Origin of the sequence: Parabacteroides acidifaciens (assembly GCF_003363715.1) — a bacterium.
Lineage (GTDB): Bacteria > Bacteroidota > Bacteroidia > Bacteroidales > Tannerellaceae > Parabacteroides > Parabacteroides acidifaciens.
On sequence record NZ_QREV01000007.1, the window covers coordinates 87,856 to 114,350 of the forward strand.

Genomic DNA, 26,495 nt, shown 5'->3' on the forward strand with positions numbered 1-26,495 from the left:
ACTGCCGGGAGAAGCCTTCCAGAGAAAACAACACGGTTACAGTCACTTATTTCTCCGAAAATAGTGACTTCTTAGCATAAAAGCAGTGGCTTTCGGGTATAAAAGAAGGTACCTTCGGGGGAAAAAGTGCTTATGTTTGTGGAAAAAGATGCCTGTCTTTTGGCAAATGGGTGGGCATCCGTTGGCAAATGGATCGGCATGTAATCGGAAATGGGTCTGCATGTAATGGAAATTGCCTGCCGGGGGAGGCTGGAAGGGGCGCTTGGGTAAGAAGGCGTGTTAGCGGAGGGGGCGGATTTGAAGCAAGATGATAGCAGAAGATGGGAAACGGTATCTTTTGGACGATTGTAGGGGATATGTTAAAGGTAAGTTCTAACGCTTTAGCGTGTCATTGCGGGCTTGACCCGCAACCTCATCCTAATCACAGTAAATCTGTTTAGGATGAGATGGCGGGTCAAGCCCGTCAGGACACAGACGCTATAAATAGGACTTTTGACACATCCCCGTTGTGTTACGGTTCCATGACCACCTCGATCCGGTTGCCCTGTCCGATCAACTTCTTGGCAAATGCCTGAATCTTGGCGGGTGTGATGCCTTGCAGTGTTTCGACATATTGCGTTTCGCCGTTGAATCCGCGGAAATAATAATTGTCCAGAGTCGTCAGCCAGTAGACGTTTTCCTGCAGGTTCTCGGCATGCCGTTTCAGGATATTGTCCTGGCTCTTCCTGAAATCTTCTTCACGCGGACCGGACTCGGTGATGTTTGTCAGTTCGGTGCGGACGATCTCGTTCATCCTTTCCCGTTTGGCCGGGTCCGTATCGAAATAGGCCTGCAGGAAGGTTTGTCCTTCCGGGAAGGAAGAGATCTGTGCGGAAGTCTGTACGCCGTAGGTGCCGCCTTCGTCTTCGCGTACCTTTTCCATATACACGAGATCGAGGATTTGTTTCAGCATGGTAGCCGTCTGGATGTTTTCCAGGTTGTAATCCATCTGTCCGGACCAGAAGTTGACAACCGATGCTTTCGGTGTCTCTAACTGACGTTTGAAGATATTCGTATACTCGCCTTTGCGGATGGCCGGGACTTCGGCGGGATTGCCTTTCTCGACGCGTCCTTTGGCGGGCAGTGTTGCCAGGTATTGTTCGATGTAGGGACGGATGCTGTCCATGTCGATGTTGCCGACAAACGTAAAGACGAAGTCGGAAGCGTCTGCAAACCGTTCCTTATACATCTCCATAATGCGCGGGTAACTGATGTTGCGGAAGTCGTCAGCCGTGATGCGGGCTGCACGCGGATTATTCTTGTAAATGGCCTCTGTCAGCGTGTCGCTGAATGCGACCATCGGGTTCAATTGCAGGTTTTTCAACTGTGCGATCATACGGCCTTCGAAAGAGGTGTAGGCCTCTTCGTCCATGCGCGGCGCCGTGAAGTTGAGGTAAACCAGTTCGAACAGCGTCTTCAGGTCGGACGGGGCGGCATAGCCGTTTACGTTTTCCGTATTCAGGCCGATGGAAGGAGAGCAAGAGACTTTCTTTCCCGCCAGGACCTTGTTCAGGTCGGTTGCCGAGAAGTTGCCGACTCCGCCGAGCGTGATCACGTCGTTGAATACCTTCAGGTTATCGATGTCCTTTGCCCCGAACAAGGTGCTGCCGCCGGGGCTGGTTGCCGTCATCAGGATTTCGTCTTTCTTGAACTCCGTATGTTTCAGTACGACTTTGATGCCGTTGCCGAGTGTAAGGACAGTTGCGCCGAACAGCGGGTCTGTTTTCGTCTCCTTGATCTGTCCGGGTGCGGGCAGCCCAGGAATTAGCGGTTCGTTGGAAACCGTCTCTTCGTAAGGTTCGACTGGTAGCTGTTGTGCCTGCATGAAGTCTTCGAGCAGCTGTGCTTCGGTCGGGTATTTCATGCCTTCCTTGTCCGGACCGGTCAGGCCGATTACAATATTTTTGTCACCGATCAGATCCTTTACGTACTGGTTGACCTGTTCAACCGGTATTTGCGGAGCGATTCCGCTGATCAGCTGGTACTCCGTTTCAATGCCCGGAATATAACCTCCGTCGGTAAAATGGTGGACATATTCGTTGGTGAAGGAACGGTTCTTCTGTTTGTCGCGGTCGTTGAACAGCGATTCGTATTGTTTCAGTACATTGATGCGGGCGCGGTCGTATTCGGAGGCCGTGAAGCCATAACGTTTCACCCGTTCCGTCTCCGTCACGAGTGCGTCGAGCGCTCTTTTCAGGCCGCCTTCTTCTACTAAGGCGGCAACCGTGAAGGCGCCTTTTGTCTTGGCGATCATAAAGTCGCCGTCCGAAGCCTGTGCAGCGACAAAAGGAGGATTCGCCTTTTGCATCATCTCGGCAAAGCGTTCGTTTATCATTGTTTCGATCACATTTTCCATGTAATCTTTCATCAGTCCGGCGGCTGTCGCATACAATTCGCGCGGCATCTTGTCATGCTTGTAGAAAATGGAGAGGATGATATTGGAAGCCTCCTTATCTTTAGCGATGGAGACAAGCGGTTTGTCGTTGTCCGCCACCTCTGTGTATTCGCGCTTGGCGGGGTTGACCGGAGCGGGGATATCAGCGAAGATGCGTTTTACGGCGGCCTCTACCTGGTCAACGTCTATATCGCCCACAATGATGATTCCCTGTAAGTCCGGACGGTACCATTTCTTATAGTAAGCCCGGAGCTCGTCCGGTTTGAAGTTATTGATGACGTCGATTGTCCCGATCGGCATCCGGTGTGCGTATTTATTGTCGGGGAACATCTTCGGAAGCTGCTGTTCCCAGATACGCGCCTGTGCGTCCTGTCGCGTGCGCCATTCCTCCCGGATCACGCCGCGTTCTTTCTCTATGGCCGTGTCTGCAAGCGTGATGAAGCCCGACCAGTCGTGCAGGATCAGGAGGCAGGAGTCGACGACGCTCTCACGTGTGACCGGAGCGTTCATGATCATATAGACTGTTTCGTCGAAGCTCGTGTAAGCGTTGAAGTTCTCGCCTCCGCGCATCCCGACGCTCTCGGTGAACTCGTCCATGCCATGGCCGGGAAAATTCAGGGTCCCGTCGAACGCCATATGCTCGAGGAAGTGTGCCAGTCCGCGCTGGTTTTCATCTTCGAGGATGGAGCCTACGTTCTGGGCTATAAAGAAATCCGCGCGGTCTTTCGGCTGCGCATTGTGGCGGATATAATAGGTTAGTCCGTTATCTAACTTCCCGTATCTGACTTTCGGGTCTACGGGTAACGGCTGGAGCTGCGGTTGCTGGGCTGCCAGTTGGAAGGCGGCGAGTATCCAAAGGAGACATCCGATGGAGAGAATCTGTCTGATCTTCATATCACTTATTTTCTTATTGTCAAGAGGCGACAAATGTAACAGTTTTTTATTACAACAGACATAATACTGAAAACGTTTGCCTTTATTTAGGAAAAAACTGGGAAGAATGCTTTTCTGTAAGAAAAAAATATCTATTTTTGTGAGGTTGTTGTTTTAATGTGCACGCAAACATTAATAATTTATCTAATATATTTACCATGAAATCAGATGACATTTCACGCCGCTCGTTTCTGAAACGGGCATTTGCTCTTTCTGCTGCTACAGCAATTCCTTCTTTCTGGATTCCGTCGAAAGCCAATGGAATGCCGGGTGTTCCTTTCGTTAGCGCTAACGAAAAAGTAAGAATCGCTTTTATCGGTATCGGTAATCGTGGAGGCGAGATCGCACAAGAACTGTATAAAACCGGTCTTTGCGAAGTCGTAGCCCTTTGCGATGTGGATATGGGTGCACCTCATACCCAGAAACTTATTTCCATGTTCCCGAAGGTTCCGCGCTTCCAGGATTTCCGCCAGATGTTCGACAAGATGGCTGATAAGATCGACGCTGTGACAGTCGGTGTGCCTGACCACGCCCATTTCCCGATCACAATCGAGGCAATGGCTCATGGAAAACACGTATATGTAGAAAAACCGATGGCCCGCACCTTCCAGGAAATCGAACTGATGATGAAGGCCGAAAAGAAATTCGGTGTCGTTACGCAGATGGGTAACCAGGGACACTCCGAAGCTAACTACTTCCAGTTTAAAGCATGGAAAGAAGCCGGCCTGATCAAAGACGTAACGGCTATCACGGCTCACATGAACTCTCCGCGCCGCTGGCATAACTGGAACCCGAACATCAAGCATATGCCGATGGGCGAACCGGTTCCCGAAACATTGGATTGGAATACTTGGTTAGGTGTTCGTCCGTTCCACGAATATAACCACGATTATCATTTGGGACAGTGGCGTTGCTGGTATGACTTCGGTATGGGTGCGCTGGGTGACTGGGGAGCTCACATCCTCGATACGGCCCATCAATTCCTGGATCTCGGCTTGCCGACGGAAATCAACCCGCTGTATCTGAAAGATCACAATCCGTTCTTCTATCCGATGTCTTCCCGTATCCTCTTCCGTTTCCCGGAAAGAAAAGATATGCCGAGCGTAGATGTTACCTGGTATGACGGTTTGGACAATATTCCTCCTGTTCCTGAAAACTATGGTTCTTCGGATGTAGACCCGAATATCCCGACTGTTGCCGGTGGTAAACTGCAGCTGACTAAACTGAACCCGGGTAAGGAAATCTATACAAAGACATTAACATTCAAGGGTGGTTCTCACGGTAGCACATTGTCTGTAATTCCTGATAAGGTAGCTAAGGATATGAATCCGACATTGCCTGAATATCAGAAGAGTCCGTCCAATCACTACGCAAACTTCCTGTTGGCTTGCCAGGGTAAGGAACAGACCCGTTCTCCGTTCCATATCGCCGGTCCGTTGAGCCAGGTATTCTGCTTGGGTGTATTGGCACAGCGCATGAACCGTAAGATCGTATTCGACCGCGACCTGAAACAGATCGTGAACGATCCCGTCATGAACCAGATGCTGGTTGGCGATATGCCGCGCCAGGGTTGGGAAGAATACTATAATATCTAAAAGATAGTTTCTAAGATCGTTATTATTAACGGTTGATTATTTTTGAGAAGGCAAGCTTGTCGGGTAAGCTTGCCTTTCTTTTTTGTACAGAGATGAAATAATTGTCAATTGTCAACTGTCAATTGTCAATTGTCATCTATCTTTGCACCCGTAATACGCATAGGGAACATGAGTATATTTGAAGGATACGTGGGCATTCGGTTATGGGACGGGCAGTTGGTGGACGATGTGATCTTCTCGCTGCTCCTATTCCTGTTTATTGTTTTTGCCTTTGTGTTCCGGCTGAATTTCCAACTGTTTGTGAAGATGTTGAAAGACGCTTTCCTGGTGAAGGAAAGACAGAACCTGTTTGATGGCGTAGCCGGGAAAAGCGATTTCTTTTTCCGCAACTTTATGACGTTCCAGGTTTTATTTCTTTGCAGCATTGCCCTGATTGCCATCGGACGGATATACGGGATTGTCAGTTATGTGGAATGGAGGGAAGTCTTGTGGACATTCTGCACGATCTTTTGCGTGCTGTTCCTGTTCTATCAGTTTAAGCAAAGTTGTTACTTTTTGTTGGGCAGCGTGTTTGCCGATCCGAATAAATACCGGCTATGGAAAACAAGTTATAATGCCATAATGGGGATTTGGGGCGTCTCTCTGTACGTCCCGGTGCTGTGGTTAGTGTTTGTCGGGACTCACGTGACAATACCTGTAGTTATGTTTTGTATTCTTTATATTTTGTGTCGTTTTGTAATAATTTATAAGACAATACGGATATTTCACAAGAAAAGCACTGGTTTATTATATATTAGTTTGTACCTTTGCACCCAAGAAATTTTACCTCTGGTATTTTTGTACGAAGGTATGGTTTATTTGTATAACTTTATCGAGACAAGTACTCTATGGCATTGAACATCAAAAAGTTGCTGGTATCACAACCGAAGCCTGCATCCGAGAAGTCCCCGTATTTCGACATCGCAGAGAAGTATGGAGTAGAGATCGACTTCCGTCCTTTCATCAAAGTAGAACCCCTTACGTCTAAGGAGTTCAGACAGCAGAAAATTTCTATTCTGGATCATACGGCTGTTGTTTTTACGGCTCGTACGGCAATCGACCATTTCTTCCACTTGTGTGAAGAATTGCGCGTTACTATTCCTGAAACGATGAAGTATTTCTGTATGACGGAAGCTATCGCAGTATATTTGCAGAAGTATATTGTGTATAGAAAGCGTAAGATCTTTTTTGGACAGAGCGGCAAGCTGGATGATCTGGTTACTGTTATCGGCAAGCATGCAAAAGAAAAGTATCTTGTGCCCGTTTCAGACGTGCATAAAGATGATTTGTTGACTATGTTGGAAGCAAAGAAGATTAACTACACGAAAGCTGTTATGTACCGCACCGTAAGCAATGACTTCTCGAAAGATGAGAAGTTTGACTATGATATGCTGGTATTTTTCAGTCCTTCCGGAATATCCTCTTTGTTGAAAAACTTCCCGAACTTCAAGCAAGAAGATATAAAGATCGGATGTTTCGGCCCGACGACAGCCAAAGCGGTAAAAGACGCCGGTTTGCGTCTGGATGTGGAAGCACCGACTACCGAAGCTCCGTCGATGACGGCTGCCCTGGAATTGTATCTGAAAAAAGAGATGGGTAGTAACAAAAAGAATGGTAAATAGAAGGTACACCCTTTCAAAAGAAGAGCGCCTGTCGTGGAAACGTTACATTGACCTGTTGTTTGAAAAAGGGCAATCGTTTGTAGCGTTTCCACTGCGGGTCGTTTATTTACCGGTGGAAGAGGAGGCGTTGGCTCCCGTCTCCATCATGATAAGTGTCCCCAAAAAGAAATTCAGACGCGCCGTCAAGCGAAACCTGATCAAGCGTCAGGTGCGCGAGGCCTACCGGGTGCGTAAATATGACCTGATCGATCCGCTGACAGAAAAAAACAAGCGTATGCTGGTGGCATTCCTGTATCTGGATAAGGAGATTCATCCTTTTGCCGATATAGAGAAAGCGATGACGAAAGCATTGAATGTACTTCGCAACAAAGAATAATGAAGCGTTTCTTTACCACCCTTCTGTTGTTGCCGGTCTATTTCTATAAATATTGTATCTCTCCCATGACGCCGGCATCGTGCAGGTACACACCTACTTGTTCCGAATATGCCGTGCAAGCTCTCAAGAAACATGGTCCCATAAAAGGTCTGTATCTGGCAGTCAAACGTATTCTTCGCTGTCATCCCTGGGGCGGTAGCGGCTATGATCCTGTTCCGTAGGCAATGGTTTATTACGATATACATACTCACCGCCCATCGGTTCATCCGGAAGATGTCGCGATTGTCAACTGCCTCGTTCCCGCGCTCGACGCGGGATCGCATCCGGAAAAGGCCATATCGTCATTCGGAAAAGAGGATACAGCCGGTTGTTTGAGCGATCCCGCGTCAAGCACGGGAAAGGGGGAACTCCATTCCGTCGGCATTCATCCCTGGTATATATATAATGTAGAGGAACAGCTTGCCGGACTTGAACAGCAGGCCATGCTTCCGGGTGCCGTCGCAATCGGCGAGGCCGGTTTGGACAAGCTGGCGGAAGCGCCGTTGGAGCGTCAGCTGGAAGTCTTCAAAGCATCGGCAGCTTTGGCCGAAAGTCTCGGTGTCTTTTTAATCATCCACTGTGTCAAAGCCTGGGACGAGCTGATCGCCCTGAAGAAAGAGCTCAAGCCCCGTATGCCCTGGGTTATCCACGGTTTTCGCGGTAATGCCGCATTGGCCGGGCAACTGATCCGTCAAGGTTTTTACCTCTCCTTCGGCGAGCACTTCAATCCGGCAGCCGTGCGCATAGCCTGGCCGGACCGTTTATTTGCCGAAACCGACGACCGTGAAATCGATATCCGCACCGTCTACGATAACCTCTCAGCCTCCCTGAATCTTCCGTTGGAGCAGTTTGCCGCGCAAGTCTCCGACAACGTCCATTCCGTCCTGCATCTATCATAAATCCCTCTTATTCCCCTAATTTTCAATTTTCAATTCTCCATTTTCAATTATAAAGTCGTACCTTTGCCGCCATTCAATTAATACTATAATCTAAAACGATGAATTTTGTTGAAGAATTAACATGGAGGGGCATGATTGCTGATATGATGCCCGGAACAGAAGAACAGTTGCAAAAAGAGATGACTTCTGCTTATGTAGGTATCGACCCGACGGCTGATTCATTGCATATCGGTCACCTGGTGTCGGTTATGATGCTGAAACATCTTCAGCGTGCGGGACACCGTCCGATTGCCCTGGTCGGCGGAGCTACCGGTATGATCGGCGACCCTTCAATGAAGTCGGCTGAACGTAACCTGCTCGATGAAGCGACACTTCGTCATAACCAGGATAGCATTAAGAAGCAGTTGGCTAAGTTTCTGGATTTCGATTCGGACGCGCCTAATGCTGCTAAGTTGGTAAACAACTACGACTGGATGAAGGATTATTCTTTCCTGAACTTTATCCGTGATATCGGTAAGCATATTACCGTTAACTATATGATGTCTAAGGAATCCGTAAAGAAACGTCTGAGCCGCGAATCGTCTGTCGGTATGTCGTTCACGGAGTTCTCTTACCAGCTGTTGCAGGGATACGACTTTATGTACCTGTTCGAACACGAAGGTTGCCGCCTGCAGATGGGAGGAACCGACCAGTGGGGTAACATCACGACCGGTACGGAGTTGATCCGCCGTAAGTTAGGCGGTGAAGCGTTTGCCTTGACCTGCCCGTTGATTACGAAAGCCGACGGTGGCAAGTTCGGTAAGACCGAGTCCGGAAACGTATGGCTGGACCGTCGTTATACCTCTCCTTACAAATTCTATCAGTTCTGGCTGAACGTAAGCGATGCCGATGCTGCCAAATACATCAAAATATTTACCGATCTGCCTAAGGATGAAATCGAGGCCCTGATCAAAGAGCAGGAAGAAGCTCCGCATCTCCGTCCGTTGCAGAAACGTCTGGCAAAGGAAGTGACTGTCATGGTTCATTCCCAGGAAGATTACGATGCTGCGGTCGAGGCTTCCAACATCCTGTTCGGAAACTCTACTTCGGAAGCTTTGAAACACCTGGACGAACAGACCTTGTTGGATGTGTTCAACGGTGTTCCCCAGTTTGAGGTTTCACGTGACGAACTGAGCGCCGGCGTGAAGGCTATCGACCTGTTTACTGAAAAAGCAGCCATTTTCCCTTCTAAAGGTGAAATGCGCAAGCTTGTTCAGAGCGGTGGCGTCAGTGTAAATAAGGAAAAGTTGGCAGACCAGGATATGGTGATCGACTGCTCTTCCCTGCTGGATGAGAAATATTTATTGGTTCAGAGAGGCAAGAAGAACTACTATTTGCTGATTGCAAAATAAGATTTTCGTACAAAAACGCTTGCAGGGTAAGATTTTATTCTTACCTTTGCATCGCTTTAAATAAAGCGCCGGATTGTCTCATGGTGTAATGGTAGCACTACAGTTTTTGGTTCTGTCTGTCGAGGTTCGAATCCTCGTGAGACAACACACAGAAAGAAAAAGGTTTGGAACGGAAGTTTCGAACCTTTTTTCTTTTCTGGCAACAGGAATGCCTTTCCTGTATCATTTCTGCATATTTAATTCCCAAATTTGTAAGTGACAGATGGATAGATATCGATATATTTGTACGATTGATATCATGAACACTCAGTTAATCTTAATGTTATGAAGTATTTTTGTCTGCTACTCTCTTTCCTTTTAGGATTTGCCGCTTCTGTTTCCGGGCAGGAAAGAATGTCCGTCTGTAATCTTCGGTGTGAATATCTGGAAGAGCCGATTGCGGTAGAGAATGAAAAGCCTTTGCTGGGTTGGCAGTTACAGTCGTCGGAACAGGCAAAAAGCCAGACAGCCTATCGTATTCTGGTGGCAAGCTCTCCATCGCTACTTACGGATAAGCAAGCCGACTTCTGGGATTCCGGGAAAGTGATTTCTTCATCTTCCAATCAGATCGAGTATAAGGGTAAATCTCTTGAATCGAGGCAGACGCTTTACTGGAAAGTAATGGTTTGGGATGAGAAAGGGAAACCATCTTCGTGGAGCGGTACGGGGAAATGGACGATGGGGCTGTTGGAACCTTCCGACTGGAAAGCTTGTTGGATCGGAAGTCAGGAAGATCGCTACCCTGATTCGACTTTGACTTATCCCGCCCCCTATATCCGTAAAGGATTCCGGATCAGCAAGCCGGTCAAACAGGCAAAAGCCTATATCTGTGGATTGGGGTTCTATGAGATGTATCTCAATGGAACAAAAGTGGGAGATCAGGTATTGGCTCCCGCCGTTACCAACTATGATCGCCGTCCGCTAAAGAAGATGCTTTATTTCTTTGACGACCAGTCTGCACAGCGGGTTCTTTATAATACATTCGATGTTACTTCTTTGTTGCAGAAAGAAGACAATACGGTCGGTGTCCTGTTGGGAAACGGGTGGTATAACCAGCGTGACCGGACGGTGGAAGGCTGTATGTGGTACGATACGCCTCGTTTATTATGCCAGTTGGAAATAGAATATGCCGATGGCTCGGCGGAAATGATTGGCTCGGATGGTAGCTGGAAAACAACTGCCGGCCCTTTATTGCATGATGCCATATTTACCGGCGAAGTGTATGATGCCCGCCTGGAACTCGATGGCTGGAACCGGAACGGATATGATGATTCTTCCTGGAAGAATGTTCTTATAATGAGAGCGCCGACAGGTCGTTTACATGCCCAGCTTGCCCCTTATGACAGAGTTGTCAGGACGTTGAAACCGGTACGTTGTGAACAGAAAACCGATTCCACTTATTGGTTTGTTTTTCCGGAAATGGTTTCCGGTTGGGCGCAGATTAATGTGGAGGGGAATGCCGGCGATCAGGTCAAGCTCCGTTTTGTAGGAGAAGAGAATGATGATTTTGGACAAGTGGACTCCTATACCTTGCGGGGGAACCGGAAAGAACAATGGGAACCGCGTTTTACCTGGCATACTTTCCGCTATATCGAAGTTACATCCCGCCGGGTCAAGATAGATGAAAACAGTCTGATTGCGAAGGTTGTACATACGGATGCGAAGCCTGCCGGTAGTTTCAGTTGCTCGAATGAGTTGTTCAACAAGATAAACGAAGTCTATCTGCGGACGCAGACGAACAACTTTCATGGCAGTATCAGCAGTGATTGTCCGCACCGGGAACGTTTGGCTTATACCGGAGATGCACAAGTTGTCGTGGAAAGTTCCCTTCTTTCGTTCGATATGACTCAATTCTATCGGAAATGGTTTGACGATATGGAAGATGCCCGGAACAGAAAGAGTGGCTATGTCCCGCATACCGCCCCGTTTGGAGGCGGTGGCGGTGGTCCGGCATGGGGCTCGGCCTATGTGATTATGCCTTGGGCTTATTATTGCTATTACGGTGACACTGCTTTGCTAAGCCGGCATTATGGAGGAATGAAACAATGGGTTTCCTATCTCGGCACACGAACGGATGAGCGGGGAATCGTCGTCCGGGAAGAGCCGGACGGCTGGTGCTTGGGGGATTGGTGCGCACCGGGGAAAAAGATGGAACTTCCGGAGGCCCTGGTTAATACGGCTTACTATTATCATTCGGCATCCTTGATGTCGAAAGTGGCGGCAGCTTTAGGAAAAGGAGAAGACAAACAATATTTTGACCGGCTGTGTACGAAGATTAAACAAGATTTTAATGCCGTCTTTTTCAATCCCGTGACCAATCATTATTGGGAAGGCAGGCAGGGGGCAGATGTCTTTCCGCTGGCTTTCGGGATGGTCCCGGAAGAGAAGAAGGAGGCTGTGTTCAACGCCTTGCTTGCCCATCTGGAAAGTATCGGGAATCACTTCGATACGGGAATTATGGCGACTCCTTTATTGTTGCAGGTCCTGACAGATAACGGGCGTAGCGATATCGCGTTCCGTTTGATGAACCAGCGGGATATACCGGGATTCGGTTATGTGATGGACGACCGTTACTCTTGCCTGTGGGAACGGTGGGAAGGAAAAGCCTCCCGTTGCCATCCTATGTTCGGAAGCGTGGTAGCCTGGTTCTATAATACGCTTGCCGGTATCCGTTATGATGAAACGAAGCCGGGGATGAAGCATATTATTATAGCTCCCCAACCTGCAGGCGATCTTACTTATTGCCGGGGCACATATCAATCCCTTTATGGACAGGTCTGTTCCGACTGGCGGATCCAGGAGGGGAAATTTGAATTGACGGTCGAGGTGCCGGTGAATGCAACTGCAACAGTTATCCTTCCCGATGGAAAGAAATATCCGGATATCGGGGCGGGAGTTCATCGGTTTACGGCTTTTGGCTATGCAGTGGATAATAATGGTGTGCGGGAAGTGGCTCCCGATGCCTCTCTTCTGGCCCGTAAATGGGATGCTAACTGGATATCCTGTCCACAGGTTTCTCTTTATGATTATGGGGTTTATCATTTCCGGAAGAGCTTCCAGCTGGATAGCAAACCGGAATCCTTTGTGATAAATGTCTCGGCGGACAACCGTTACCGGCTTTTTGTGAACGGGACGCCTGTCTGCTATGGACCGGCACGCGGAGATTTGAACCACTGGTATTTTGAAACGATAGATATCTCTTCTCTGTTGAAAGAAGGAAAAAATACGCTTGCCGCGATTGTCTGGAATGCTGGACGTTATACGCCGGGGGCGCAAATGACGTTGAAGACCGGCCTGATTGTGCAGGGAAATACACCCCGTGAAGCGGTTGTCAATACCGGTCGGGGCTGGAAAGTCTATCAGAATCCGGCCTATACCCCTTCTGTTGAGAACCGGCAGGATGTCGGTTGCGCCGATATTGTGGATGCCTCTTTATATCCTTGGAATTGGGAAACGGCGGACTATGATGACAGTGCATGGAAAGAGGTTGTGTCGTTGGGACGCGGGCAGCCTTACGGGGTCGGGACTGGGTATGACTGGGTGTTGTGCCGGCGCGATATCCCTCTGATGGAAGACTCCTTGGTGCGGATGCAGACAATCCGGCGTTCGGAAGGATTGACTGTTTCTTCTGCATTTCTAAAGGGAAACGCCCCGATGACGGTTCCGGCTAACCGGAAAGTCACGCTGCTGATCGACCAGTCCTATCTGACGAATGCTTATCCGGAACTGAAAGTGTCGGGGGGCAAGGGCAGCGAGATACGGATGCGGTATAGTGAAGCATTGTATAAGGACGGGCAGAAAGGAAACCGCAACGATATAGAAGGGCGCGAGGTAGGTGGATTTACGGATAAATTCTATCCCGATGGAGGACGTGACCGGGTGTTCCGTCCGTTGTGGTTCCGTACCTACCGTTACCTGCAAATCGAAATCGAGACGAAAGGGGAACCGCTTACGTTATTGGATATTTATGGAATGTACACCGCCTATCCGTTCAAGGAGAATGGCAGCTTCGCCAGCGACCAGCCGGATTTGCAGAAGATATGGGAGGTCGGTTGGCGTACAGCCCGGTTGTGTGCGAACGAAACCTATTACGATTGTCCGTATTACGAACAACTGCAATATGTGGGCGACACACGCATCCAGGCATTGATTTCCCTCTATGTCGACGGGGACGACCGGTTGATGCGGAAGGCGATCAAAATGTTCGACTATTCCCGTTCGTATGAGGGGATTACGACCAGCCGCTATCCGAGCCGGGTGCCGCAATACATCCCGCCTTTCTCGCTCTATTGGATTAATATGGTGCACGATTACTGGATGTACAGGGATGATCCTGCTTTTGTGAAAAACTGTATGCCGGGTGTCAAGAGCGTGTTAGAATGGTTTACAAGCAAGATCGATCCGGAAACGGGTATCCTGGGACCGGTGCCTCACTGGAACTTCATCGACTGGCCGAAGCAGTGGCCCTGGAACAATGACCAGCCGCTTGGCGGGACTCATAAAGCTGCTATTACAGGTGGTTCTTCCATTCTTTCCCTTCAACTGGCTTATACCTTGAAGGATGCGATCGAGTTGCTGAAAGAATTTGGCGAAACCGATTTGGCCCGTTCTTACGAAAAAGTCTATCAATCCTTATGTCGTCATACTTGGGATAAATGTTGGAATGAAGGAAAACAGATGCTTGCGGATGATCCGGATGAAGCAAGTTACAGCCAGCACGCCAATATCATGGGCATCCTTTCGGATGCCGTCCCGCAGGAGAAGCAACAGGCGCTGTTCAATAAGTTGAATACGGACCCTTCTTTGATACAGGCGACTTTCTATTATCGCTTTTACCTGTTCCGTGCTCTAAAAAAGGTCGGATTGGCAGACCACTACACGGAAATGTTGAAACCCTGGCAGGATATGCTGGCAATCGGATTGACTACGTTTGCGGAAAACCCGGAACCGACCCGTTCGGACTGTCATGCCTGGAGCGCAAGCCCTGTCTATGATTTCCTGGCTACCGTCTGTGGTGTGGAGCCGGCCGAACCGGGATTCCGCTCGGTGCGTGTCGCTCCTCATTTGGGATCGTTGAAGCAAATCGAAGGAAAAATCCCTCATCCGGCAGGCATCATCGAAGTCAGTTTGAAGAAGAGCGGAAAAGGACTTTCCGGTACGGTCACTTTGCCGGCCTCCCTGACCGGTACATTCGTCTGGGGTGGACAGGAGATAAAACTTGCCGGTGGTAAAAATGAAGTGAAGACTCAATGACCGGTTCGGTTTTCCTTACTGTGACATACAGCGCGCCAAACACAGGGACAAAGAAGCGGTAGCCCTATAAAACGACAAAGCCCCGGAAGTGTTACCATCTTCCGGGACTAATCTTTTGTATGCTTTCGTCCTTCACAGGGCTACCGACTACATTGAACTTTTAATTCAATTACTTTAGTATTATTAATATTAAACTTGACCGCTTGTTCGCCTGTCACAGGGTAATTGGTGTTGATCGAGACGGACGGCCGTCCGTCTCTACAAACCCGCGCGGTCGGTTTTTAGAATTATTTGATTATAAATTCATTCTTATTTTACGATTGCTTTTACAGCTTCTTCGCCTTCGATAGCAACTACGACTACGCCCTGAGGAGCAGCGATTGTTGCGTTGTCAGAAGAAAGAACTGTGTTGGCAACTGTCTGGCCGAGGATGTTCGTGATAACAACCTTTTTGCCCTGTGCACCGATGATCTGAACACCACCGTTAGCAGCGATCACTTTCACGCCTTCAGCGTTGATCGTTTCGTTACCTGTTGCAGCTTCGTCTTCCGGAGTTACGTTAAGAACGTTTACGACAACTGCGTCTTCTTTCGGACCCATTGCCAATACACCGTTGATGTTATGAACATAGTTCTTACCGTTGTTATTCTGGCATACGATGTTGTATTCGTTATCTGCATCTTTGCTTGCAAATTCAAAGCTGAACTGGAAGTTCTTAACACCTGCCTTAACATTGTGCTTCAAGCCATCGGCAGAACCGGCAGGCTTAGCAGCGATAGATACAGTGTCGATCTTAGCAGCAGCATCCATAGTCGGAACTAACAGTGTATCCTGTGCCATGATAGAAGCTGTGCGGAACATTACGCGGTTTGCACCTGCACCATAGACATACGGAAGTTCTTTGTTTGCATCTTTTACTTTTGCAGAGTCATAAGAGTTCCACATATACAGTCTGCTTGCAGCCACTTCTTCTGTTTCTTTTACACCCTTCGTGATGTAGTAAGTGTAAGGAGCAGCATTTTCATAATGAGCTGTATCCAACCAGAAGATAAAGTCTAAGTTGTCATAAGCATCAGCCTTCAAATCACCTTCACGGACAGCGATGCCCTGGTTCTTAGCGTTAACGGCAGCATAGTCGCCGTTGATAGCCTGGATGCGTACGTGTTTCGGCAGAGATTTGTAAGAGGCAGGAGCAGCCTGCGGTTTAACGATGAACATGTCGTTACGTTCGTCCAAATCTTTAGCAGAGATAGTCTTGTACTGAGTACTGATAACCATTTTAGTAGCATCGTCTAAACCGTCAGCCAAAACATAAGTAGAATCAGTATCGACAGCGATCATGTAGAACTTAGTGATAGCTGAAGGAGCGATGTTGGATTCGTGGATGAAACGATAGTTATCGCTCGCGTCGTCTTTCACCAGATAAGTTGAGTCGGCATCGTTGTAGATCGTGTAAGAAACATTGATCAAGTCTTCGTTTACACCATATTCAGTTTCTTCACTCGGAGTCAAAGTAAACAGCATTTCGCCTTCAGCGATCTTCAAGCTGGAGTCTTTTACCATTACGATCGTCTGTCCAGCCAGCATTTCAGCAGCAGAAGTGATGGTGAACTTATTGTTCTTTGCATCGTTAGCTGTGATATATTTGAAGCCGATATAAGCGTTGTCTTCGTCTACGTCGTCAGCGGCTACTAATTGGATTGTATCGTTACCGATTGTGTAGATCTTGTTGTCTTTATCAACAACGTTAGTTACACCCTGCCATTTAGCATTTGCTGTTGCACGGTTTTCAATAGCGTAATTACCTTTGTCTACACCGGCAGCTTTAGTAACAACAAACTGAGCATACGGATTGAATGCCTGAGCTTTTGCTACATAATTAGCAGCATTAACCGGGCTTTCATCGAAGTACAGGCCGTAATATTTGTTTTCAGCACCGTCATCTTCTTTCATTGCGTCGATCACATAATACAGACCTTCAGCAATTGTTGCGTCACCACCGATAGTTGCGTCTTTGTCTGATGTTTTGATTGTAGCAACCAAGTTACCATTAGCAACAACAGCAGGATCTCCACCGATCGTCAGAACTTTCGTATTAGAAAGTTTACGGATTACGACTTGCTTTGAAGTAACGGCATTAACTGTCAGAGAGTTCAAACCATCTGCGTAGTTTGCACCGTCTTTGATGGCAGAAGTAGAAACTTTTGCATAATTTGCAGCCTGACCACCAGTTGTTGCAAGGTCCGCTATTTCCAAACCATTTAAAGCTGATAAATAAGCATTCACTTTAGCCACATAAGCTTTTTCCAGTTTTTCTGTTGCAGCTGTAGTCGAATAAGTAATACCTTTTATTGCTGTCTTTACAGCTTCGATTAATTCTTCACCGGTGATAGTTGATTCACTTGAACTTGCTTGCCAAGCTCCACCTGTTGTTGCAAAGTCTGCTTCAGCAAACTTATCTCCCTTTGCAGGCATTGATGTTGGAGTACCATCATAAGTTGTATAGAAAGAAGCAACAGCTGCTTCTAATGCATTGACAGCTGTTTCAACAGCTGTAACTTTTCCATTTGTAGGCAACGCAGTATGCATAGCCTTCAAAGTAGTTGCCACAGGAATAGAAGTCTGAACATAAGCCGGAGCAATCACCATAGAATCATTCGGAATGTAATAAGTTACAGTGAATGCTGCTGTTGCCGGATGATGTTTTGCTATAACTGTACGTTTATCGAAATTAGAAACTGCATCAGAAGTCGGTTCTACAGCAATTGTATCAGCCTTCAACACATTAAATTCTTTGCTTGGATCGTAGAAGTTATAGTCTACCAACAGATATTCTTTCTGTGTTTGATCTGCGGCAGTCATAGCATTGTTCATACGGTTTTTATATTCTTTACCGTTAGTCAGGAAAAGAACATCTGTTCCACCACTTGCATATGCACCATCAGTCATTTTTGCATCAACCGCTTCCCACTTATTAGCCGTCAACACATTCTTTTCTGTAGAAGACACATTTTCGTCAGTGAAGAACAAACGACCGGCATTTGCTTTTACCAATGCGTTGAAGTCAGAAGCTTTCAATGTTACAGCTGCTGTGGAAACTGCACCCATGTACAATGAAGTATTGGAAGGAGCTGATGTATCCTCTGTTGCACCAAAAGTTAATACATTACTACCTATTCCAATCGTGAAGACTGTATCACCCTTTATTGCATACAAAGCATTACCTGATGCATAAGCCCATTCTGTATTACCACCTTTTTCATTAGCAGTAATATTTTCAGAGCGTCCGCCACCATCGACATCCGATTGCAACTTAACTGACAACAATTGGCCAGACAAGCGGTTTGTTAATGAATAAGTATAAGTTGTTCCAGCTTGAGTTGTATGAGGAATCAACTTAACCTGCCAAAGAGAACCCAGCAATTTGTCAATATTACCAGACCAGCTTGATGCTACTACTGTTGAAAAATCACCTTTAGCATCCATTGTCAGGTAAGTGGTTCCACCAGTTGCCGTTGACAAATGGATGAACTGACCGTCTTTCAAATCTGTAGTGACAATATCTGCCGCCATCACATTTGCAGACAATCCACCGGCCACCAGAGCGGCAGCCAAAAGAGTAGAAAATCTCTTGTTCATAATCATTAATAATTAATTGTTAATAAAATAGTGTTTAAAAATCCAACAACTAATTTCACGAAGGGGAGAACAACTCCCCGCGAATGATTATGAACGGGCATAAAAAAACGCGGATCTATTGTCTATTATTAAACATAAGGCTCTGGTAAGCCCGTCTAACAATAATAGAACAATAGCCCGCGCCTATACGATTATATATAATCCACCCATCTAAAATGGTAGATATTCTATAATACGCAGTCAGCGCAAGCTTTTACTGTCCATTATTCCGTTAGACTAAAAATTTACCAGATTTTATGTTTGGAATAATCTTCGTAAAATGCTTACAATATGTAATTGATCCCGCGCTCCGTAGGCCGCTGCCCACTACGGAATCGTTGCAAAGGTAAATAGGTTTTCCGAATCAACAAGGGAAAACGCCCATAATTTTCCAAAACAGGTGGGTTACAGGACAAAACAATACCGTTTATGCAACATATCCCCCAGGTTTTGGAAATAAAAATGATGATTTATCGGTCCAAAATACGGCAGTTCCTTTGCGATCCCGCGTCGGAGCGCGGGAACGGGATGGTTCATTATTTCTTACGTTTTGGACCTTTTGTAAATTGGGAAATATACAATAACCCCCTGTTTCGACTGTTTTTCTATTTCGTCCGAAATCTTGATCGATTTTGGATTGACTCTTTTCACTGTTTTAACCTGCTCGGATGACAACAAACGAAATGAGGTGCCGAGCCCATACCGAAAAGCGTACAATTTGATTGCCGAAAGACGGAAACGCCGGCAAAGTGATAAACCTTAACTCCCGGAGAATCGAATATTTGCGGACGAAGACGGAGGCGTTCCAAATATCCCAAGGAAATTGGGGGGGGGATGTTGCCGTGAGGTGCGCAGAAAATAGCCTTGAAGTAACGCTTCGTCGCTCTGAAGGTTGACTTCGTGCTATATGAAGTCTGACTTCGGGGCAACAAAGTTCCGGGTCAGAGCGATAAAGTCCCTCTTCGCAGCGATAAGGTGCCGGATCATAGGAAAAAGCTCCTTTTTGACAGCTGAAAAGTGGATTGGCATTTGTTTGAATTAGGGTGCCTTTCGAGCTCAAAAAATGCGTTTTATACAATAAGTCCCCTGCCGCAGGCTCTCTTTTGCCGTTTCGTTTCAACGAACGGTTTTAGAGCTTAGAGGCAGAGCTTCTTCCTCTGTGGGCTTCAGCCCCTTTAATAGAGATTGCCTGTAGATATTTGAAAGGGGTTGAAACCCACAGAGGAATCCGGCAAAGCCGGGAACTTATCAACCCGTTGATTGAAATCAACGGCAAAAGAGAGCCTGCGGCAGGGGGGCTTATTGTATAAAACAGATTTTTCAAGTCCAAGAGACATCCGAAACAAAACAAATGTTAATCCGCTTTTTTGACCTCAAAAAGGGCCTTTTTCGCCTTTTTCGAGCATTTTCAACAATTACGACCGTCCTCTTTGCCATTGCGACCGTGCTAATGTGTAGTGCACTCGGCACCTCGCGAAGATTAGGACGGTCGTAATGGCGATTTGGACGGTCGTAATTGAAAAGAGGACCGTCTTTAAGGCAAAAAAGCCCCTGAATTTCCTTGCGATATTTGGAACGCCGTCCGTTTTATTTTCAAATATTCGATTCTCCGGGAGTTAAGCTTTATCACTTTGACGGCGTTTCCGGTTTTCGGTAATCAGATTGCACGCTTTTGGGAACGGACTGCGCACCTCGTTTTTCCTTTTGTCAGAAAGGGGAGCTTAAACCGTGAAAAAGTCAATCCAAAATCGATCAAGATTTTGGACGAAATAGAAAAACAGTCGAAAATGGGGGTTATTGTATATTTCCTTATTTACAGGAGGTTCAAAACTTACTATATTTGAAACAATAAAGGATGATTATGACAGCCATGTCAGTATCCTGTCATCCAAATGTCGGCAAATCTTCAGATTTTATTCTGTTATTCAGGCAATTCTTTAATATATTTCTAATCTCTTCCACACAATTTATAGCGTATCAGGGCGTTGGTATTAAACGTAAATGCTTACCTTTGCGGCCGACTGTCCGTGTGAGGATACAGAATTAAGACAATTAATTATTACACTTTATACAAAGTATGGGAAAGTATAAATTGATCAACAACGTGTTGGGCTGGATTGTTTTTGCAATCGCTTCAACCGTCTATTTGATGACTATCGAACCCACTGCCAGCTTCTGGGATTGTGGTGAGTTCATTTCTTCGGCTTATAAGCTGGAAGTAGGGCATCCGCCCGGAGCGCCGTTCTTTATGTTGACGGCCAATCTGTTTACACAACTCGCATCCGACTCTGCCACAGTTGCAAAGATGGTAAATTCGATGTCTGCTTTGTTTAGCGGGCTGACTATCCTGTTCCTTTTCTGGAGTATCACCCATCTTGCCCGCAAGATCATGGTGAAAGACGGCGAAGAAGCCTCTTTGGGACAGATGATCACTATCATGGGTAGCGGTCTGGTCGGTGCATTGGCTTATACTTTCAGCGATACCTTCTGGTTCAGTGCTGTGGAAGGAGAGGTTTATGCCTACTCATCCCTCTTCACGGCAGTCGTTTTCTGGCTGATTTTGAAGTGGGAGGCCGTAGCCGACAAACCGCATGCAGACCGCTGGATCGTGTTGATCGCTTACCTGATGGGGTTGAGTATCGGCGTCCACTTGCTGAACTTGCTGTGTATTCCGGCTATCGTGTTGGTATATTACTATAAGAAATTCCCGAATCCGACCATGAAGGGGACGCTTGTCGCCCTGCTGGTTTCCTTTGCTATCGTTGCCCTGATGATGTATGGGGTGGTGCAGGGACTGGTCGAGGTTTGCGGTTATTTCGAACTGTTGTTCGTCAACGTATTAGGTATGCCTTACAATTCCGGAGTATTCGCTTATATGATTATAGTGGCCGGTGTCTTGATCTGGTCTATCTGGGAAACGATGCGCGATGAGGTTCATCCGACACGGATGAAGATTGCCTTTATCCTGTCGATCGTACTGATCGGTATTCCGTTTATCGGTAGCGGGTATGTGCTGGCTGTTATTCTGACGGCAGCCTTGAGCCTTTATCTGTTCTGGAGCAAAAAGGTTGATATCAAGACGTTGAATACGATTCTGGTTTGCCTGATGGTAGTCGTTGTCGGTTATTCTTCGTATGCACTGACACTGATCCGTGCGACAGCCGACACGCCGATGAACCAGAACGCACCGAGCGACATCTTCACGCTGCGTACTTATCTGGCACGTGAACAATACGGTAAGACACCGCTTATCTACGGACAGACATATGTTTCCGAAGTACAACGTGAGAACCAGGGAGGCAATTGCGTCCCCGTTACGACGGAAGGCGAACCGACTTGGAGCCGTGTGGTCAAGAAAGACAAGAACGAGAAAGACCGTTACTACGTTTCCCGTCGCGATCAGGATTATAAATATGTAGACGAGCTGAATATGCTCTTCCCGCGTATGTTCAGTACCGATGCGCGCCATATCGAGGCCTATAAGGAATGGGCGCAGGTGAAAGGCCAGCCGGTGAAGTACAACTATTGCGGTGAGATCAAGAGCGTGATGAAACCGACGTTTGCGGAAAACCTGCGCTACTTCTTCTCCTACCAGCTGAATTTTATGTACTGGCGCTACTTCATGTGGAACTTCTCCGGCCGTCAGAACGACATCCAGGGAAATGGCGAAGTGCTGAACGGTAACTGGATCACCGGTATTCCGTTTATCGACGAGGTATTGGTCGGCCCGCAGGAGGATATGCCGTACGATATTATCAATAACAAAGGACATAACGTCTATTATATGCTGCCCCTGCTGTTGGGTATTCTGGGCCTGTTGTTCCAGGCTTATTCCGGACAGAAGGGTATCCAGAGTTTCTGGGTTACATTCTTCCTGTTCTTTATGACAGGTCTGGCCATTGTGCTCTATCTGAACCAGACACCCTACCAGCCGCGTGAACGAGACTATGCGTATGCCGGTTCGTTCTATGCCTTCTGTATCTGGATCGGGTTTGGTGTTGCAGCCTTGGCAAAGGGATTGGAGCGCTACGGCAAGCTGAATCCGGTAATCGCCGGTTCGGTGGCAACTCTGCTTTGCCTGTTCGTGCCTGTCCAGATGGCCAGTCAGACTTGGGACGACCACGACCGTTCAGGCCGTTATGTCTGCCGTGATTTCGGGTCAAACTATCTGGAATCATGCGAGCCGAACGCCGTGATCTTTACGAATGGCGATAACGATACCTTCCCGCTGTGGTATGCCCAGGAGGTCGAAGGAGTCCGTACCGACGTCCGTGTATGTAACACCAGCTATTTGCAAACAGACTGGTATATCGACCAGATGAAGAAACAGGCTTACGAGTCCGCTCCGCTGCCGATCACCTGGACACGCGACCAGTATATCCAGGGAACGCGCGATGCAGCCTATGTATTCCCGCTGACAAAAGACTCGATCGACCTGAATGTGGCGTTGAATTTTGTCCGTAGCGATGATCCGAAATTCAAGAAGATTCCGGGCATCAACCAGGAACTGGATTATATCCCGGCCGACAGACTTTATTATAAGGTCGATTCGGTTGCCGGAGCCAAAGTGTTGGGTGGTAATACGGATGGAATGGTCAGCCAGATGATGATCGACCTGAGAGGCAAGAACGCTTTGGGCAAACAGGAACTGACGATCCTCGATATGTTGCAGACCAATAACTTCGAACGTCCGATCTATTATGCCATCACGGTTAATTCCGACCAGTTCATCAAGTTGGACGGCTATTTCGAACAGACCGGTCTGGCTTATCAGATCGTTCCGAAGGAAGCCAACAAAGCGGTCAATACCGACAAGATGTATGACAACGTGATGAACAAATTCAAATGGGGCGGCGTAGACAAACCGGGCGTTTACATCGACGAGAACGTCATGCGTATGTGTAAGAGCTACCGTACGATGTTGTTCAACAAACTGGCGGAAGCGTTGGTGAGAGAAGGCAAGAACGACAAGGCGCTGGCCGTACTGGACAAGTCCATGCAGGTATTGCCGCCGGAAAATGTCCCGTTGGATTATTCGGCCGTTTCAACCGGAGAGTTGTATTATGTGTTAGGGCAGAAAGAGAAGGCGGAAGAAGTCTTTACTGCCATTGCCGATAATGCGATGCGCAACCTCAACTGGTTCTACCGCTTGAGCCCGGCGCAGATGGCTTCGATAGAATCTGAGCTGTATTATAATCTGGCAACTCTCAATCAGGTTTTGTTAATTAGCAAACATTATAACCCCGAATTCGGTAAGAAATATCAGGAAGAGTTTGACAACTACCGTATGGCTTACGAGTCGGTGCGCAAAGAATAGATATGTTTATAGAACAACCGCCCTGGTTCTACAGGGTCCTGTTTCCAGGGGTAATCTGGAGGATTCCGGCTAAGAAGAAGTGTGTATATCTCACCTTCGACGATGGCCCTATCCCCGAGATTACCCCTTGGGTATTGGATATACTCGATAAATATGGCGTGAAAGCCACCTTTTTCTGCGTAGGAGACAACGTCCGGAAGTATCCGGAGACCTACCGGATGGTGCTCGACCGGGGACACCGTGTCGGTAACCACACGTTCAACCATATCCAGGGGATACGGTTCTGGACAAAGAATTATCTGGCGAATGTCGAGAAGGCTGCCGAGTACATCAAGAGTAACCTTTTCCGTCCGCCCCACGGCCATATGCGCTTTCCGCAGGTGGTCTTTCTCAGGAAGCACTACCGGATTATCATGTGGGACGTCGTGACACGCGACTACAGTCCGCACATGACGCCGAACGGAGTCTTCAACGTCGTCAAAAACTACACGCGCAACGGCTCCGTCATCGTCTTCCACGATTCGCTGAAAGCCGAAAGCAACATGCGCGAAGCCATGCCTCGCGCCATCGAGTGGTTGCAGGAGCAGGGATATGAGTTCAAGTTGTTTGAATAGGACATCCTCATAAATACAGATAATAAGATTGCTCTTGTGTCATGGCGGGCTTGACCCGCCACCTCATACTAACATAATGGTTAAAAACATACATCAGTATTGGGTATATATGCTCACCAATGTACACGGAAATGTTCTCTATACGGGTGTAACCAATAATTTGGAACGTCGGATGCAAAAACACAGAAGTGGATTAATCTCTGGCTTTACCAGTAAATATAAATGCTCAAAGCTTGTTTATTTTGAAGAGTTTAATAAAATAGAAGAAGCTATTGCTCGAGAGAAACAATTGAAGAATTGGAAAAGAGAATGGAAAAACGTTCTTGTAATAAGTATGAATCCTGAATGGAAAGATTTATCTTTGGATTGGGATATATGAATTGGTATATAGTGGTATGTCAAGAGTAATCATCAACGCTTTAGCATGTCATTGTGGATATATCAAAAGTAAGTTCTAACGCTTTAGCGTGTCATGAAGATATGTCAAAAGTTTCATTTATAGTGTCTCTGTCCTGGCGGGTCAAGCCCGCAATGACACGCTAAAGCGTTAGGACTTATTTGGATACACTCTCCAGGACACAGACGCTATGAGTGCAGTTCTTGAGGTAAGTTCGATATAATTGTAACAAATAACTTTAAAAGATTAAATACCATGAAACGTCTATTGAAAAGCATTACATTCCTATTGATGTTGTGCATCGCCTTTGCCGGCAGTGCACAGGAATTACAGGAAAAACTGGCCGCTCTGAAAGGTATCAGCGGCATCGAAAAACTGGAATCGGACTATTACGCCGAGAAATATGTCGTCCGCATTACCCAACCGGTCGATCATAAGAACCCTGCTGCCGGGACATTCACCCAGCGCGTGATCGTCGCCCATGTAGGTTTCGACCGTCCCACAATCTTGGTGACCGAAGGCTATGGCGCTGCATACGCCCTCAATCCCCGCTACCAGGAAGAGCTGTCGAAGCTGCTCGACGCCAATATGGTCTTTGTGGAATACCGTTATTTTCTGGAATCCACTCCGGAACCCTGTAACTGGGATTACCTGACAGCCGAGAACTCGGCTTATGACCTCCATAACGTCAATCGGACCTTCCGCCAACTCTACACCGGCAAGTGGGTCAGCACCGGCATCAGCAAAGGTGGGCAGACCACTTGCCTGTATCGCGCCTATTTCCCTGACGATGTCGATTTCTCCGTCCCTTATGTCGCTCCCTTGAACCGGGGTGTCGAAGACGGCCGCCACGAACCGTTCCTGCGTAAAGTCGGTACGAAGAAAGACCGCCGGAAGATCGAAGCGTTCCAAGCCGAAATCCTGAAGCGTAAAGCCGAAATCGTCCCGATGTTGGAGACTTTCTGTCGCGATAAAAAGCTGGAGTTTCGCATTCCGATGGCCGAAGTGCTGGACTATTGCGTGCTCGAATACCCGTTTGCCCTCTGGCAGTGGGGAACGCCGACCAACGTTATTCCGCCCCTTTCTTCCGACACGAAAACATTGTTTTACCACTTAGCCGACATCAGCGGCCCCGATTATTTTGCCGAGGGCCAGCCGAACATCTCCTTTTTCGTCCAGGCAGCCCGTGAATTGGGCTATTATGGTTATGACACAAAGCCGTTCCGTAAGCTTCTGACAATCGACAGCAGTCGTGGTTACCTGAACCGCATCATGCTACCCCGTGAACTGGTCGACCGCGTGGAATACCGTCCGGAACTCTATCATAAAGTCTATGATTTCCTGAAGGACAATGATCCGAAAATGATATTCATCTACGGTGAAGTGGACCCTTGGAGCGCAACCCGTGTCCCCACCTTCAAAGGCAAGGTAAACGAGCAAATCTACATCCAGCCCGGAGGCAGCCACCGTTCCCGCATCAGCAACATGCCGGAAGAGATGAAAGAAAAAATATTGACACAGATCAATAAGTGGTTGGCGGAATAACAAATGTGTTATTCTCGATAAAGAAAACTGTGGCAGGCATCATGGACATATACAAAAGCGTTTCCATTTTCATCCTGATAAACCTGGTATGCAAAATGAAAATCCTCGATCACGCATTCTTTATATCCTTTCTGAATCCAATCCTTACGAAGGCGAGCTGTATTATAAGCGGTAGCGTATAGTCCGAGGTTTTCAATTTCGTCATAGATGCGTTTCATCTTTTTGGAGATGGTTTCTTCGTCAAGCGTGATATGTAAACGTTTTGAAGCTTCATAGAAATCTATTATGGCATCATGGACGGCTTGGTCAATAATTACATCCATG

General features: G+C 47.3%; 15 protein-coding genes. 12 read left to right on the forward strand and 3 right to left on the reverse strand.

Annotation, left to right across the window (positions count from 1 at the left end):
• Positions 1-511 precede the first annotated feature (511 nt).
• Positions 512-3,328, reverse strand: coding sequence for a M16 family metallopeptidase (locus tag DWU89_RS04840; RefSeq protein ID WP_115498539.1), 2,817 nt, complete (start codon positions 3,326-3,328; stop codon positions 512-514).
• 197 nt (positions 3,329-3,525) lie between these two features.
• Here DWU89_RS04840 and DWU89_RS04845 point away from each other — a divergent pair, with 197 nt between their 5' ends.
• The 8 genes from DWU89_RS04845 to DWU89_RS21010 all read left to right on the forward strand — a co-directional run bounded on the left by DWU89_RS04845 (position 3,526) and on the right by DWU89_RS21010 (position 14,620).
• Complete coding sequence (locus DWU89_RS04845) at positions 3,526-4,962, forward strand: Gfo/Idh/MocA family oxidoreductase (RefSeq protein WP_115498540.1); 1,437 nt, start codon at positions 3,526-3,528, stop codon at positions 4,960-4,962.
• A 168-nt stretch (positions 4,963-5,130) separates the two neighbouring features.
• A complete protein-coding gene (locus DWU89_RS04850) occupies positions 5,131-5,859 on the forward strand; it encodes a DUF4271 domain-containing protein (protein WP_115498541.1) in 729 nt (242 codons plus the stop codon).
• Positions 5,856-6,623 carry a uroporphyrinogen-III synthase gene (locus tag DWU89_RS04855; RefSeq protein ID WP_187574917.1) on the forward strand — a complete coding sequence of 256 codons (768 nt, stop codon included), beginning with the start codon at positions 5,856-5,858 and terminating at the stop codon, positions 6,621-6,623. The genes DWU89_RS04850 and DWU89_RS04855 overlap by 4 nt, the downstream gene beginning before the upstream one ends.
• The gene (gene rnpA, locus DWU89_RS04860) at positions 6,613-6,999 is read left to right on the forward strand and encodes a ribonuclease P protein component (protein WP_115498543.1); all 387 of its coding nucleotides are present in this window, start codon (positions 6,613-6,615) and stop codon (positions 6,997-6,999) included. The genes DWU89_RS04855 and rnpA overlap by 11 nt, the downstream gene beginning before the upstream one ends.
• Positions 6,999-7,220 (forward strand): membrane protein insertion efficiency factor YidD, encoded by a 222-nt coding sequence (gene yidD / locus DWU89_RS04865; protein ID WP_208642453.1) that lies wholly within the window; start codon positions 6,999-7,001, stop codon positions 7,218-7,220. The genes rnpA and yidD overlap by 1 nt, the downstream gene beginning before the upstream one ends.
• Positions 7,221-7,223: 3 nt before the next feature.
• Positions 7,224-7,937, forward strand: a complete 714-nt coding sequence (locus DWU89_RS04870) for a TatD family hydrolase (protein WP_115498545.1) — start codon at positions 7,224-7,226, stop codon at positions 7,935-7,937.
• Positions 7,938-8,035: 98 nt separating this feature from the next.
• Entirely contained in the window at positions 8,036-9,328 is a 1,293-nt protein-coding gene (gene tyrS, locus DWU89_RS04875; protein ID WP_115498546.1) for a tyrosine--tRNA ligase, read from the forward strand.
• 324 nt (positions 9,329-9,652) lie between these two features.
• The gene (locus DWU89_RS21010; protein WP_244205853.1) at positions 9,653-14,620 is read left to right on the forward strand and encodes a family 78 glycoside hydrolase catalytic domain; all 4,968 of its coding nucleotides are present in this window, start codon (positions 9,653-9,655) and stop codon (positions 14,618-14,620) included.
• Between the two features lie 309 nt (positions 14,621-14,929).
• Here the strand turns inward: DWU89_RS21010 and DWU89_RS04895 are convergent, their stop codons facing one another.
• Positions 14,930-18,259, reverse strand: a complete 3,330-nt coding sequence (locus DWU89_RS04895) for a DUF6383 domain-containing protein (protein WP_147292090.1) — start codon at positions 18,257-18,259, stop codon at positions 14,930-14,932.
• A 2,116-nt stretch (positions 18,260-20,375) separates the two neighbouring features.
• On the opposite strand from DWU89_RS04895, the gene DWU89_RS04905 reads away from it, so the two are divergent.
• From DWU89_RS04905 to DWU89_RS04920, 4 genes are all read left to right on the forward strand, one after another.
• Positions 20,376-23,615: a glycosyltransferase family 117 protein gene (locus DWU89_RS04905; RefSeq protein WP_115498549.1), complete on the forward strand. Its 3,240-nt coding sequence runs from the start codon at positions 20,376-20,378 to the stop codon at positions 23,613-23,615.
• Between the two features lie 2 nt (positions 23,616-23,617).
• On the forward strand, positions 23,618-24,229 hold the full coding sequence (locus DWU89_RS04910) for a polysaccharide deacetylase family protein (protein ID WP_115498550.1): 612 nt from the start codon (positions 23,618-23,620) through the stop codon (positions 24,227-24,229).
• A gap of 76 nt (positions 24,230-24,305) precedes the next feature.
• Positions 24,306-24,608, forward strand: coding sequence for a GIY-YIG nuclease family protein (locus tag DWU89_RS04915; RefSeq protein WP_167451631.1), 303 nt, complete (start codon positions 24,306-24,308; stop codon positions 24,606-24,608).
• 309 nt (positions 24,609-24,917) lie between these two features.
• Positions 24,918-26,171: a S28 family serine protease gene (locus DWU89_RS04920; protein WP_244205857.1), complete on the forward strand. Its 1,254-nt coding sequence runs from the start codon at positions 24,918-24,920 to the stop codon at positions 26,169-26,171.
• An 8-nt stretch (positions 26,172-26,179) separates the two neighbouring features.
• Here the strand turns inward: DWU89_RS04920 and DWU89_RS04925 are convergent, their stop codons facing one another.
• Complete coding sequence (locus DWU89_RS04925) at positions 26,180-26,494, reverse strand: hypothetical protein (RefSeq protein ID WP_115498553.1); 315 nt, start codon at positions 26,492-26,494, stop codon at positions 26,180-26,182.
• Position 26,495 lies beyond the last annotated feature (1 nt).